Annotated in this window: 13 protein-coding genes; 3 read left to right on the top strand and 10 right to left on the bottom strand. The window is 58.0% G+C overall.

Features of this window, described 5'->3' with window-relative positions; translation table 11 throughout:
* Positions 1-94 precede the first annotated feature (94 nt).
* From T363_RS16350 to T363_RS0104450, 10 genes are all read right to left on the bottom strand, one after another.
* On the bottom strand, positions 95-241 hold the full coding sequence (locus T363_RS16350) for a hypothetical protein (protein ID WP_154658738.1): 147 nt from the start codon (positions 239-241) through the stop codon (positions 95-97).
* Complete coding sequence (locus T363_RS0104490) at positions 226-1,110, bottom strand: hypothetical protein (RefSeq protein WP_031473645.1); 885 nt, start codon at positions 1,108-1,110, stop codon at positions 226-228. The genes T363_RS16350 and T363_RS0104490 overlap by 16 nt, the downstream gene beginning before the upstream one ends.
* A 13-nt stretch (positions 1,111-1,123) precedes the next feature.
* Positions 1,124-2,275 (bottom strand): MBOAT family O-acyltransferase, encoded by a 1,152-nt coding sequence (locus T363_RS0104485; protein WP_031473643.1) that lies wholly within the window; start codon positions 2,273-2,275, stop codon positions 1,124-1,126.
* The gene (locus T363_RS0104480) at positions 2,276-2,527 is read right to left on the bottom strand and encodes an acyl carrier protein (RefSeq protein WP_031473641.1); all 252 of its coding nucleotides are present in this window, start codon (positions 2,525-2,527) and stop codon (positions 2,276-2,278) included. It lies immediately after the preceding gene.
* 1 nt (position 2,528) lies between these two features.
* On the bottom strand, positions 2,529-4,046 hold the full coding sequence (locus T363_RS0104475) for an amino acid adenylation domain-containing protein (protein ID WP_031473639.1): 1,518 nt from the start codon (positions 4,044-4,046) through the stop codon (positions 2,529-2,531).
* Positions 4,047-4,050: 4 nt separating this feature from the next.
* Entirely contained in the window at positions 4,051-7,065 is a 3,015-nt protein-coding gene (locus tag T363_RS0104470; protein WP_031473637.1) for an FG-GAP repeat domain-containing protein, read from the bottom strand.
* Positions 7,066-7,330: 265 nt separating this feature from the next.
* Positions 7,331-7,555 (bottom strand): hypothetical protein, encoded by a 225-nt coding sequence (locus T363_RS0104465; protein WP_031473635.1) that lies wholly within the window; start codon positions 7,553-7,555, stop codon positions 7,331-7,333.
* A 1-nt stretch (position 7,556) separates the two neighbouring features.
* Positions 7,557-7,793 carry a preprotein translocase subunit SecG gene (secG, locus tag T363_RS0104460; protein WP_031473633.1) on the bottom strand — a complete coding sequence of 79 codons (237 nt, stop codon included), beginning with the start codon at positions 7,791-7,793 and terminating at the stop codon, positions 7,557-7,559.
* A 114-nt stretch (positions 7,794-7,907) separates the two neighbouring features.
* Entirely contained in the window at positions 7,908-8,417 is a 510-nt protein-coding gene (locus T363_RS0104455) for a DUF8052 family protein (RefSeq protein WP_031473631.1), read from the bottom strand.
* A gap of 10 nt (positions 8,418-8,427) precedes the next feature.
* Positions 8,428-9,348 (bottom strand): sugar phosphate nucleotidyltransferase, encoded by a 921-nt coding sequence (locus T363_RS0104450; RefSeq protein ID WP_031473629.1) that lies wholly within the window; start codon positions 9,346-9,348, stop codon positions 8,428-8,430.
* A gap of 305 nt (positions 9,349-9,653) precedes the next feature.
* Between T363_RS0104450 and pyk the strand changes: the two genes are divergently transcribed.
* From pyk to T363_RS0104430, 3 genes are all read left to right on the top strand, one after another.
* A complete protein-coding gene (gene pyk, locus T363_RS0104440; protein WP_034971656.1) occupies positions 9,654-11,117 on the top strand; it encodes a pyruvate kinase in 1,464 nt (487 codons plus the stop codon).
* Between the two features lie 4 nt (positions 11,118-11,121).
* On the top strand, positions 11,122-12,336 hold the full coding sequence (locus T363_RS15035) for an LCP family protein (protein ID WP_051643090.1): 1,215 nt from the start codon (positions 11,122-11,124) through the stop codon (positions 12,334-12,336).
* 338 nt (positions 12,337-12,674) lie between these two features.
* Complete coding sequence (locus T363_RS0104430) at positions 12,675-13,922, top strand: M16 family metallopeptidase (protein WP_031473623.1); 1,248 nt, start codon at positions 12,675-12,677, stop codon at positions 13,920-13,922.
* The last annotated feature ends 382 nt before the right edge of the window (positions 13,923-14,304 follow it).

The raw sequence follows: 14,304 nt of genomic DNA, 5'->3' as shown, positions 1-14,304 counted from the left end.
AAAACCCGAGGAACATTGAACTGTCCGCACAATCTGGGGTAGTTCACATATCCTCGGGTTTTATTTTTGTCCGCATCCGCACCATCCGGCGCAATCAGAACCCTTCGTAGATAAACGCGCCGTGCCCGGAGAAAAAGGCCAAAACCGCCAGCAGCATCAGCGCATAGCCGAATATGCTGAGCACCATCCAGTAAGGACGGGACTTTTGCTCTTCCAGCCATTTTTTCAGGAAAGAAGCCATTGATCCAGCACCTCCGTGAACACCACCGCGCCATAGTCATAATCCAAATGCCCGGTATCATGAAAACATTTCGCGTCCAACGCATCCGTCATATCGTAAAACGTCACGCCCGCGGCTTCACTGGCTGCGCGGCACTGCTCGCGCAGCTCCACATCAAGCGGCTCCAGCGCAACCAGCGGATTTTCCGGCAGCCACAGTGCACGCACCCGGATGCCGTTTTCCGCACAGTACGCAAATACCTCGTCAAGCGCCGCAAGGTTATCCGCGTACAGCTCCATCCCGCCGTTGAAATACAGCCCATGCAACCGCTCCACGCGTTCCTCCAGCTCGGCCTGCGTCATATTGCCGTAGTAAAAAATCTTGTGCTGCGCGGTATCCGCCGTGCGGAAATCACCGCTGCCCAGCAGCGCGTTGACATTGTCCATCACAAAAGCCTGCAGACGGTCGCGCTGAAAATATACATACGGCTGATACCATTTTCGGTGCCACGGATAGGTCGGGTTGGTATCCATCTCATCATACATCGCGCCCCAGTTGAGCGCCAGCACCAGCTCGGAACCGACCTTGATATGTCCGCCCTCCAGCATCTCTACCAAATCGCGCACCGTACCGTAATCCATGCCGAGATTGACATAATCCGCCTGTGTCAGATCCTCCCGATAGGCAGAAACCAGCTCGGAGGAACCGAAGATGACCCGATCCCATACCTCCTCAGGATGATCGTGCCGGGTGATCTCAAAATCATTCAGACGGAACAGGCCGCTTTCCGGAATAAAGCCCGAAGCCGCAAGCCCGCAGTCCGCCAGCAGCGCAACGATCAGCACCGCTGCGATCCAGCCGCCGTGCTTCAAAAAACGAGTAAACCTCATGCTGCGCCCCCTCTCAAATGGTTACGAAGCCGCGCAGGACAGCCGCAAGCTGCGCCTGATCGAGCGTGTAAAAAATCGTTGTAAACGCGAACACCACGGTCACGATGCAGCGGCGGAACCACACATAATAGCGGTTTGCGCCGCGCTTTACCGTTGTAATGCCGAGCAGATGCTCGATAGCCAGCAGGCTGCCGTTCATCAGGCCGTCCAGCACAAAGGTGAGCGAAAAGCCGTGCCACAGCCCCATAACCATCATCGTGCCGAAGCCCATGAACGCGCCCTGAAAGCGGTTCAGCCGTTTTCCGTTGAGCACCACAAAAATGTGCTCGCGGATCCAGTCGGTCAGCGACACATGCCAGTTGCGCCAGAACTGCGTAAACGAAGCTGCCTTCAGCGGGCTTTTGAAGTTCTCCGGCACCTTCAGGCCGAGGAAGCCGCCCATTGCGATTGCAATATCCGCATAGCCGGACATATCCAGCCACAGCAGCAGATAGCTGACCAGACAAGCCGCCAGCGAAATCCACGGACGCGGGTCAAGCGCTGCCAGCCGCGACAGCACCGCGCCGACCAGCACCAGCAGCACGACCTTTTTGAAATACCCGCGGATCAGCCGCTTGCAGTCGCGCGTCAGGCTTTCGCCGTTCACCGACTCCGGCCGGGCAAGGCTGCGGGAAAAATCGCGGTAGCGCAGGATCGGCCCTGCCGTCAGCACCGGGAAAAACAGCATATAGTTGGCGTAGTGCAAAAAGTCCAGCCGTTCCCCCGTGTAATACACATAGTAAACCGCATCGACCGCCTTGAGCATATTGTAGGCCAGACCGGTCAGGGCAAACAGCAGGGGCAGCTCGGGGAACAGGTCGAGCAGCCGCAGATAGAAAAAGGGGACGGCGCACAGCAGGCAGCACAGCACAAACCGAACCCGGCGCACGGTATCCGATCCGCCGCGCCCCGCCAAATGCGCGATGCCATAGGTCACCACGGTATACACAGCGTAAAATACCGCCAGCCATTCGGACACATATGCAATCAGCGCCAGATCCAGAATGACCAGAAACCGGTTGAGGCTTGCCTGCGACCATAGCTTGCGGGCCAGCATACTGAGCACCGCCCACAGCAGGCAGCCGCCCAACAGCCGCAGCGCAATATCCGCTTCAAGGAACCACATTTAGCAAAGCCCCTTCTTGATGCCTACTACCTCGGCAATTTCATGAACGGTATTCATCGGATACAGCGTCAGGTCGCGCTGGCTGATGGACACACCGAAGGTCTCTTCCGCAAACACGATCACATCCATCGCGCCGACCGAATCCAGAAAGCCCGTATCAAACAGGTTGATATCCAGCCCGAATTCCGGATCATCCTCCGCTTCGCAAAGCTCCCGGATAAACGCTTCCAATTTTGCAATGATTTCTTCCATTTCAGTTTTCCTCCATCCATTTTGTCAGCCGCACACGGTCGATCTTATCGTTTGCATTGTGCGGCAGCTGCTCCATGCAGACGATGCGCCCCGGCATCATATAAGCCGGCAGTGTGCCGCGCATCTCCCGCCGGGCAATACGCAGCGGGATCTCCTTCTGCGCGGTTTCCACAAACAAAACGATCTCCTGCCGTGTGCGGTCAAACAGGGCGCATACATTTTCCGCACCGGGCAGCAGACGTCCTGCGTTCTCCACCTCGCCCAGCTCGATCCGGTTGCCGCGCAGCTTGATCTGACCGTCCCGCCGTCCGGCAAACATCAGCTCACCATGCGCATTGTACCAGCCCAGATCGCCCGTGCGGTAAAACCGCTCCTGCCATGCCGTGTTCCGCGGGTCGGCGGTGAAGGCCCGTTCGGTCAGATCCGGGCGGTTCCAGTAGCCGATGTTGACGCCCGAACCGGCTACACAGATCTCGCCGGTCTCGCCGGTTTTGACCGGCGCGCCGTCCTCGCCGAGCAGCAGCACCTTCATATTGGGCAGCGGCCTGCCGATGGGCAGCGCCTCCCCGTCGGCAAAGGCACGGTCTACCACATACGCCGTACAAACATCGGTTTCCGTCGGGCCGTACAGATTGGCGAAAATACGCCCGGGCAGCGCACGCCGCCATACATTCAGCTGTAAGTTGGGCATCACTTCGCCGGCAAACGCAATGCTTTGCAGCGCGGGCAGCTCTACATCGTCCAGCGCGCCGGAATTGGCAATGTTGATCATGACGGTCGGCACCCAGTAGATCGACGTGACCGCATTTTCCCGCAGGAATTCAGGCAGCTTGTTCGGGAAACGGAACAGCACCTCGGGCGTCAGGATCAGCTTGCCGCCGCAGCGGATCGCACCGTACACATCCATAACCGAAACATCAAAATACAGCGGCGCCTGATTGGCGATCACGGTCTCGCAGGTCCAGCCGAAGGTTTTCTCTGCCCAACGGGCAAACAGCAGCACCCCGCGGTGCGGGATCGTCACCCCCTTCGGCTCGCCTGTGGAGCCTGACGTATACATCACATAAACCGGGTCTGCATCCGTCACACGGGCAACTGCGGCATCCACCGCAGCCGCATCCTCCGCGCCCTGCACCAGATCCTCCACATACATAACGGGTACACCGCCCAGATCCACCGCCTGCAGCCCCTCTGCCAGACGACGGTTTGTCAAAATCGCCGAGGGCTGCAGGTTGGACAGGATCCGGCTCAGACGCTGCGCCGGTGCTGCGGCATCGGTCGGCACGTAGGGACGTCCGGCATACATCGCCGCATGAAAGCCGATCAGCATCTGCACACTTTTGGGCAGATACACCATCACCGGGGCGGTACTGTCCGCCGCCTGCAGCAGGCCGCTTGCCGCACGGCGGGCTGCTGTGCGCAGCTCACGGTAGGTCAGGCTTTCCTGCTCATCGGTCACCGCAATGCGCTCCGGCCAGCGGGCAGCTGCCCGCTCGAGCAGGCAAACAACTGAATTCATGTTCTCACTCTCCATATTCGATCACGAGCGTATCCGCCGCTCCGTATTTGATAAACCGTGTGCCGCCGTTTACGCCCGGCCGGGTCTCCCAGCCCGCAGATGCCGTCGCTGCCGGCACACTGGTTTCCGCCTCCATATAGCCGCCCGCCGCAAAGGCGACCTCCACCTGCCCTTCTGCCGCGGTGATCTCCGCCGGCAGGTTGACGAGCGTCAGATGCGCCGGATCATCCCCTTCCGCAGCCTCCTCCGTCTCATATACCCGTACCGGACGGTTCAGACCGATGCACAGGTCGTCACCATCCCAGTACCAGACGTCGGCATCCGTGCGGATCGCGCGGCCGCGCATTGCTTCCCCGAAGCACAGACGCACGCCGCAGGCATTCTGATACGCTGCGTCATACAGCGGAAAATCCGTCTCCTCCCCTGCGCCGCGCAGCATCAGGTCAAAGCCGCCTGTCCCATTGCGCTCCACAGAAAAATCGAGATTGATCGCCGCCGCCACCGCAGAAGCCAACTGGTTTTCCATTACAAAATTGTAGCCGTATTTTTCGCGGAACGCCTGCACCTGCCGGATCTTGTCCTCCGAAGCCGCGCTGTCTTCCGCCGTGAAATCACAGTGGTAATACACGCACATCGGCATTCCGTAACGCGCGGACATATCCGGCCAGCTCTCCTCCGCATACAGCAGCGAAGCGCAGTTCTGCAACAGGATCGTCCGCTCCCCGTTCCGCGTTACAAAAAACGGCATACTGATCACACTGTGCGCATTGTTCTGCGGATACGGATACGGATCGTTCGGCGCCGCATAGCCGGTGTTCCACAGCAGCCCGGCATCCCACTGGGAAAGGAAGGACTGCGAAGGGCTCAGGCTGCTGGTAAACCAGGTGTGCTGGGTCGCGCCGATCCGGTCGGTCGGCATGCCGTAGGACTCCAGCGCATCCAGATGCGCCTGCAGCTCATACGCTTCACGCTCTGCCGAGGAATAGGCAGACGTATAGTAGTGCATCCCCACATACATCTGGTTGTTAATAAAATAGGAAAGCTGCGCCGCCAGTTCTTCCCGATAGGGGAAGTACGGGCTGTCGATCGGATACGCCAAGCCGTACTCCAGGCTGCCGCAGAGCAGATCGTCACAGCCGTCGCCGTTCAAATCTGCCATCACGGGAACGCAGTTGTTGCCAAATTTGGCGTGGTGGTTCCCCTTGTAGTTCTGCTCCTCCAGATCGACAAATGCAGCCGGGGCAAAGGCCCCGTTTCCATCCCCGTGCAGGATAGCAACATACCCGTCAAACGTGCCGAGCAGCAGGTCGGCGGTGCCGTCACCATCCGCATCATACACACGCGGCGCCAGCCAGTTTCCGTCCACGCCCGACACTGCGACCGGCTGAAAACCCGATCCCGCCAGTCCCTGCGCTGTGCCGTACTGCACCAGCAGCTTGCCGGCGTTAGAGCCGCAGATCAAATCGGCGTATCCGTCGCCGTTCAGGTCGTTCCAATCGGGCAGCGCCTGCGATGCCAGACCGGTATCTGCCACCGCGCCCGCCGCCGCATAACGCAGACCGCCCAGCCCACGGAACAGGTACACTTTACCATCCGCCGCACCGCAAAGGATATCTGTTATTCCATCGCCGTCCCAGTCCCCGGTTGTCGGGGCGGAATAGCCGCCAACCGAAAGCTGCGCGCCGCTCTGATCGGTCAGCAGCACCGGGGCCTCGGTCACCATGCGGCCGTCATAGCCCTTTCCGCGGCAGAAATACAGCAGCCCGTCCGACGAGCCGCACAGCAGGTCAAGCGTGCCGTCCCCGTCCAGATCACACACCGCCGGATACGCCCGCAAATCATATTCGGGATAGTCCTTAAAATAGCTGCCGCCCTCTTCGATCATCGCCAGAGAGAGCCACTCCCCGCCTGCGGCAACATGCGCGCCCGAGGAATAGGCATTTTCATACAGATCCATCGCAAATGAGAGGGTATCCGCGCTTTGCCCAAGCAGGCTGGACACGGTTTCATTCCGCGCAAACCATGTATAGCTGTTGCGCACCGTGGTATAGGAGGGGATCTGTGCATATTTGCGGCAAAGCTCTGCAAACGCAACCCCCGAGCCATCGGCAAAGCCGCCCAGCTCTTCAAAATGCAGCTCCCAGCTCATCGCCGGCGTACCGAACGAGCCAAAAATCTTCCACGCGGAAAAACCGGCTGTGCGCTCCTGCCAGAACGCAGCAAACGCGCTTTCCAACAGGCGCGCGGCGCTCATCGCCGTGTCGGACAGATAGCGCTGCTCCTCCCCGCGCTGCTCCAGCATGGTTCCGCTGATGCAATACGGATTGGGCAGCAGACCGGATGCCCAGAAAACATAGCCTTCGCCGTACTCATTAACCGCAGAAAGCGTCAGTCCATCGCTCGCGCACAGCGTCACCGCAGTGGACGGCTTCATGCCAACGCCGCAGTCTAATCCTTCCAGCGCAGCAAAATCATCATACGCACGGTACAGGGTGTAAAAATCCTGCGTGACCGTCTGCATTTTTTGCAGGTCGCCGTTCACCGCGGGATAGGTCATCTCATACGGATAGGATTTGAGGGGTGTAAACTTCCGGGCGCCCAAAAATTTCCGGTCAAAAAACGAATAAAAGCCGTTTGTCAGATAAACGCCGCCGCCTTTTTCGACAAACGCACAGATCTCTTCCCGCAGGGCATCAGCGCCGTCCGCTGTCATGATGGTTTCATCCGGATACAGCAAGTCATACGCCGCAAGCGAATACGCCTGCGAAACATCCACCGCCTCCGCTTCCATACCCAGCAGCAGCGGCTGGCACAGACGCGAATACAGATCCTCCCATGTGGCATCACCGCTGCTGCCGTCATACAGCACGGCCACCCGCAGCCCGTCCTGCACGGCATCCAACGCATCGGATGACAGCACCGCTGCGGACAATTCATTTGGTTTCCCGCTGCCGGCGCAGCCGGTAAACAGCCCCAGCAGCATGGCGCAGCACACAGCGAGGGAAAGGAACTTTTTCAACGATCGCACCCCTTCCAAAAGCGGATTTTCCAGCTTTTCAATTCTTATATTCTACCATATAGCCCCTTTTTTTGCAATATCGCTTTTCGCCCCTGTCATAGATTGGATGGTCAGCGCACCTGTAAAGCAAAAGACGGCCGGTCCGGCCTCCCTTTCACAGAACAAAACACCCCATTTATCAAACAGCATGTCATACTGTCCGATAAATGGGGTGCAGTTTCCTTTGGATTTGTCCTGCTTTTGTATGGGGGTAAAGGCAGGCAGCTTATATCGTGCCGATCGCACCGACCAGAATGTTGAGTACCAGACTGGCGCCGGCGGCAATGGCACAGCCTACTGCACGGCGGCGGCAGGCAATGGCTTTGGGATCGGCCTGCTTATCTTCTCCCTCGGCACGGCCGCAGATCATACCGTACCGCATCTGCTGGAATACGGTAAGCCCTGCAAACAGGACAAACGCTGCCAGCAGCAAGCGCTGCAGCCAAATCATATCAGTGGATCAGGTTGAGCACGATCGCCGCGATCACGAAGATCACACCGACCACAGAGGTCAGGCGGGCAAAGATACGGTCGGACGCAGAGGCCTTGCCTGCGCCGAAAAAGGTTTCTGCGCCGCCGGAAATAGCGCCCAGACCCTGCTGTGCACCGTTCTGCAGCAGCACAACAATGATCAGAAACAGGCTGGCGACGATCATTACGATCGAAAGTACGTTTTGTGCGGTAGTCATAATTTACGATTCCTCCACTTGAATTTTCCTCACAGTCATCGCGCCCGAAGAAATGCGCGTCTGGATTGCGTACATGGTATCATATCATGATATGGGGGATTTTTCAAGCATTTTTTACAAAAAAGGGTTCAAAATATTCTTCAGCGGGTCTCCCATGCGGTTGGTGTGCACCTTGTGTGCGGAAAGGTCGATCACCGCCATCCGCACGGAGGACCAGCCGCTCTGCCCGTTTTTGAATTCCCGCTCGGCATTCAGCTTTTTCAGCGATTTGAGCGCGTTTTTCTCCACCGCACCTACCGCCAATATAAGGGATACGATCGAAAAATCGTGGTTGCGGTCCGGGCGGACCAGCTCCCGCTCGGCGGACCGGGCATACTGCCACCAATCCTGCAGCAGCGCTTCGTCCAGCGCGGGCACGGCAAACAGCAGACGGTACTCATGTGCGTGGCCGCTGTTGCCGGTCGGCATCAGGCCGAACAGCTTACGCTCGGCGCTCAGGTCGAAGGTGCTCAGCATGGCGGCGACCCGCCCGGCAATCTCAGCATTCTGGTTGCTGACAAAGGCCTTGTCCTGTCCGGCAAGCATCCGGTCGCGCAGAGCAACAAATTCGGTCGAAAAGTCCATGCCGCCCTCCTTACAGATCCGCAGGGTATTCGCCGCGCGCGGTCATTTCCGCAATCGCGGCGCAGACGGCAGGCTTATCCTCACGGTAGGTCACGCCGAACCACCGGGCGGTGGTGGTCAGCACCTGCGCTGTCGCGCGGCCGGCGCGGATCAGCTCATCCACAGCAAAGGGAAGGTAATACTCCCCCTTCAGCGGGTTGTGCGGCAGCTGCTCGGCAAAAAAGCGGCGCAGGCCATCCTCCAGCGAAGGCAGGAAGGACGGGGTGAAGCCCCACAGGTTGAGCGATACCGGCGTACCCGCGGGGATCTCACCGGCAGGCACCTCGCCGTCCGCCGCGTAAACAATGCGCCCATCCGCCGTGCGCGAGATCGCCGTCCGCTCGATGATATGATCCAGCAGCCCGGCTTCGTCCACCGTGCACACACCGCGCGAGACCGTGCCGTTTTCCGTCAGGGTGTTTTCCACCTGATAGCCGACCATGCAGTAACGGTATTTGCTGTCATCCTGCGCCGCTGCCAGATAGCGGTACATCTGGCGGAAGGCGTCCGCTCCGTAAAAATCATCCGCATTGATCACGGCAACCGGGCAGCCCTCGGCCAGCTCACGGGCACACCATACGGCGTGTGCCGTACCGAGCGGCTTTTCCCTCCCTTCCGGCGCGCACAGACCGGCAGGAAGACGATCCAGCGTCTGGTAGACATAGTCCACCTGCATCAGGCGGCGCGCCTTGCGGCCGATCGCCTGCTCGAATGCCTCCTGCAATTCAGGGCGGATGATAAACACCACCCGTTCGAAGCCTGCGCGGTGTGCGTCATACACCGAATAATCCAAAATGATCTGCCCCGCAGGGCCAACCGGGTCGATCTGCTTAAGCCCGCCGTAACGCGAACCCATGCCCGCCGCCATAATCAGCAATACCGGCTTTTTCATCCGTTCCCTCTCCTTTCGCCCCGGCACAGCGGGGCTTTACGATACACCTATTGCACTGCCCCCGCGCCGGCCGACCGGCAGGGACAGGGTTCATCCATTTTTTCTCTGGAATCCTTCTTATTATACAAGACCGTATCATAAAACACAAGATGTTTGCACCCCACCGCAGCTTTTTTGTCGAAAAGCATGAAAATCCCCGTGCACGGCGGCAGGTGATTGCAAACCACACGGAAAACTGATAAAATGTTACCGTTAATAATATATCAAAGTGGATAACCGATCACTTCAGAGAGGACTATGTTTCGATGCGCAAAACGAAAATCATTTGTACCCTTGGCCCCGCAACCGATGCTGTTCTGCCCGAGCTGATCAAAGCCGGCATGAATGTTGCCCGTATGAACTTCAGCCACGGCTCGCACGAAGAGCACAAGGCCCGTATGGATGCTGTGAAGGCAGCCCGCAAGGAGCTGGGTGTGCCGGTCGGCCTGATGCTGGATACCAAGGGCCCCGAGATCCGTACCAAGACCTATAAAGATGGTAAAATCGAGATTGTCGAGGGTCAGCAATTCACCCTGACGACCCGCGAGATCGAAGGCGACAATACGATCGTTGCCATCACGTACGCCGGTCTGCCGAACGATGTGAAGCCCGGCACCCGTATCCTGATCGATGATGGTCTGGTTGCATTTGATGTGGAAGAGGTCCGCGACGGCACGGATATCATCTGCCGCGCGCTCAACGGCGGCCCGCTCTCCAACCGCAAATCGATCAACGTACCGGGCATCAAGCTCAATATGCCGTTTGTTTCCCCCAAGGATCGGGAGGACATCGAGTTCGGCCTGTCGCAGGATATTGATTTTATCGCGGCATCCTTTACCCGTACCGCGCAGGACGTGCGCGACATCAAGGCCATCCTCAAGGAGCATGGCAAGGAGGATGTCGAGATCATCTGCAAGATCGAGAACATGGAGGGCGTTAACAACATCGAGGAGATCCTCGACGAGGCAAGCGGCGTGATGGTCGCCCGCGGCGACCTTGGCGTTGAGGTTCCCTTCCAGGAGCTTCCCGAAATCCAGAAAAACATCATCAAAACCTGCATCTCGCGCGGCAAGCGTGTTGTAACCGCAACCCAGATGCTGGAATCCATGGCGAAGAACCCGCGCCCGACCCGCGCAGAGGTATCCGACGTAGCCAACGCGGTATACGACGGCACCAGCGCTATCATGCTGTCGGGCGAGACCTCGGTCGGCAAATACCCGGTCGAGACCGTAAAGACCATGAGCAGCATTGCGGAAAACGCCGAGCGCACCATCCACTATGACCGCCGCCGTGCGACCCGTCTGGAGTTCCAGAACATGAATGTTTCCGGCGACCTCAAGACGCTGGCGATCTCGCACGCGACCTGCTCGACCACGGCCGATCTGGGTGCAAAGTGCATTGTGGCCTTTACCGAGGCCGGCTCCACCGCGCGTGCGGTATCCACCTACCGTCCGGGTGCGCCGATCATCGCGGCAACGCCGTGCGAGCGCACGTTCCACCGCCTTACCATGTCGTGGGGCGTTACACCGGTGCTCGTTCCCAAGCACCCGACCTGCGGCACCGAGCTGTATGACCTTTCCGAGCAGGCTGCCATTTCCGCAGTGGATCTGCGTGTAGGGGATGTCATCACCATTACCGCCGGTATGCCGGTAGGCCATGTCAACTACACCAATACGCTGCGCGTGCATCAGCTGACCGAGCGTTCGTTCGCGCAGTTCGTACAGGATTGATCTTATGTCTTTCAAACGCTTCCAGCGCAGACTCGTCCGCATACTGGCTGTTCTTGTAGCGCTGTCCGTCCTCTTTTGCATCGGCCTGTATGCATACCGCCGCTTTTTAGGCTACAACTATGATTCCTCCCTGTTTGAGGAGGATCTGGCCGCGGGCGTGCAGGCGGACCGCAACATTACGAATATCGCGCTTTTCGGGCTGGATACCCGGCCCGGCGAGACCAAAAGCCACTCGGACTGTATGATGATCGTTTCCGTAGATAACACACGCGGCAAGATCAAGCTGATCAGTCTGATGCGTGATTCACTCGTGCCGATCGACGGCTATGGCTCGGATAAACTGAACGCTGCTTATTATGCCGGCGGTCCCAGTCTGGCCATCCGCACGATCAACGAAAATTTCGGCACGGACATCACCGAGTATATCGCAGTGAATTTTGAACAGCTTGTCGAGATTATCGATGCGCTGGACGGCGTGGAGATCGATGTGCAGCAGGAAGAGCTTGCCGAACTGAACCGTGTCATCCGCGATTACGGGATCGAACAAGGCAAAGAATTTGCCGGCGTGCAGAATGCCGGCAAGCAGACGCTCGGCGGCGTACAGGCTCTGTGCTACGGACGCATCCGCAAGGGTACAGGCGATGACTGGGCGCGCGTCGAACGGCAGGGCATTGTGCTGAACGCGATGTTCCAGAAAGTGCAGACCATGAATGCCAACCGCCTGATCGGCCTGATGCAAAAGCTCGTCCCCTATGTAACGACCTCGCTTTCCGCAACCGAACTGGCGCCGCTTATTGTCGGCGCAGTGCAGGACGGTGTGCCCGCGTTTGAGCATACCCGCATTCCGCTGGATGGAGAATGGTATTATTCCGGCCCATCCAACACCTATATCGAATATGATCTGGATATAGCCGCTGATCATATCCATGCGTATATTTATAACGATGTTGCACCGGGCAAAACAGATGCAAATGACGGTGCCGCAGCCGGAGAACCAATGGACGGCATGGATTTTGACCAACCGCCGACCGGGCCTGTTGTGCAGCAGGAAGCACCGCAGCAGACGGTTGATCCCGCCTCGCTGGCCGAAGAAGGCGGCAGCTATGATCCTGTGACCGGCGACTACCGCGATTCGGACGGAGATTATTACAAACTTAATCCGGATGGTTCCCGTTCCTATTATGATCAGGAATCCTATCAGGCGAATCTGGCAGGCTGAAGCACATCGTATGAAAAGACAATTTTGCGGCCGGACGCAGCCCGACCGCTGAAACGGTCGAAAAACTTGCGTTTTCGACCATCTGTGTTTGGACTTCGCCAAACACAAACGCGAAAAGGTTCCCATATAGAAACCTTTTCTCTCTCAAAGCATAAAAAGTCAGGCACATGTCCTGACTTTTTTATGCATTTGCGCTGCAAACGCTGTTTCATACGCGCTGCTGTGCGTATGAGAGATTCTCGTCGAGAAGACGTTTTTTTCAGCAAACCGGGCGGCTGGGCACAGCCTGGCCGCTTGCACCTCCCGGACAAATTTACAGATAAAGAAGGAACGCAGCTATGTATGTCAAGCGGACTCTCCCCAACGGTGTGCGGCTGATCTCGGAACGGCTGGACACGGTGCGTACCGTGTCGGTCGGCATCTGGGTCGGCAACGGCAGCCGGTATGAACCGGCCGCGCTCAGCGGCATTTCACATTTTATCGAGCATATGATCTTCAAGGGCACGGAAAAACGCTCGGCACGCCATATCGCCATTGCAATCGATGCACTCGGCGGACAGGCCAACGCCTTTACCGATAAGGAGTGCACCTGCTACTATATGAAGGTGCTGGATGCGCGGCTGCAAAACGCCATCTCCATTCTGGCGGATATGTTCCTGCATTCCCGCTTTGCGCAGGAGGATATCGATCTCGAACGCGGCGTGATCCTTGAAGAGATCGATATGTACGAGGATTCGCCCGAGGATGTGGCGATCGACAAGCTGTTTGAACAGTGCTATGCGGATTCCGCGCTCGGACGGCCGATCCTCGGCACGGCGGAAACGCTGGCGGGGATCGATTCCGCCGCCATGCACGGATACATGAAGCAGTATTACCGGCCGGAGGATACCGTAATCGCCGTATCCGGTCACTTTGCCGATGAGGATCTGGAGTACATCGCAGAGCTGTTTTCCCAGACGGAGGGAACGGGCCGCAACCGGATCGCTCCGGCACAATACCATCCCAGCCTGCTGCTGCGCGAAAAAGAGATCGAACAGAACCACCTGTGTCTGTCCTTTCCCGGCGTTTCGCTGCTGAGCGAGGATCGCTATGCCATGAACCTGCTCAGCTCAATCATCGGCGGCGGGATGTCCTCCCGCCTGTTCCAAAGCGTGCGGGAGCAGAACGGTTTGTGCTACTCGATATATTCGTTCACAACGCCGCATCTGGATACCGGCCTGTTTTCCATTTACACCGGTCTCGGTGCGGAAACCGAACAGCAAGCGCTTGAACTGATCGTACGCGAGCTGCGCACCTTCTGCGAAAACGGCCCGGAACCGGATGAGCTGTCCCGCTGCCGCGAGCAGGTCAAAACCACGCTGCTGATGGGACTGGAAAGCACCGGAAACCGCATGATGACCATTGGACGCAGCGAGCTGCTGCGCGGTGAGGTATTGCCGATTGAGCGTGTGCTGGCTGCGTATGACAGCGTGACCGCTGCGGATGTGCTGTCCCTGGCCCGCCGCGTATTTGACTTTGCGCAGGTTTCACTGGCAGCAGTCGGGCAGCCCGGCAAGGAAGAAACATACCGTGCCCTGCTGCAGTAAGACGCTATCGTAAAAATAAGCAAAAACGCATCTGCGGCACCAGTACCCGCGGATGCGTTTTTATCTGTCAAACGCAGTGCAAAAAGCAGCGTTTCCTGCAACGCGTCTCTGCTGCTGAAAGCTGGGCTTCAATTCGAAAAGTTTACGGTTTTTTTCATTGCAATCCTATTTTTGGGATGCTATAATGCAGTTAACCCAAGCCCCGGAACGGTGGTTCGCCGTGTTCGGGGGCAAGCAAGGGCGGGGCGCTGCGCCCCGCAATCAACTCCCCGTGATGTGGGTGCGTTACGGTACAGACTCAAAGTTCAAAGCGCTGCACTTTGGGCTTTTTTTATTCTGTATTATGCAGCGCACCGCAGAACAGGAAAAAAGGAGCAATGAC

This window comes from Agathobaculum desmolans ATCC 43058, assembly GCF_000701665.1.
Taxonomy (GTDB): Bacteria; Bacillota; Clostridia; order Oscillospirales; family Butyricicoccaceae; genus Agathobaculum; species Agathobaculum desmolans.
The sequence above is the reverse complement of the archived record's forward strand: the minus strand, read 5'-3'. Positions and strand labels throughout refer to the sequence as shown.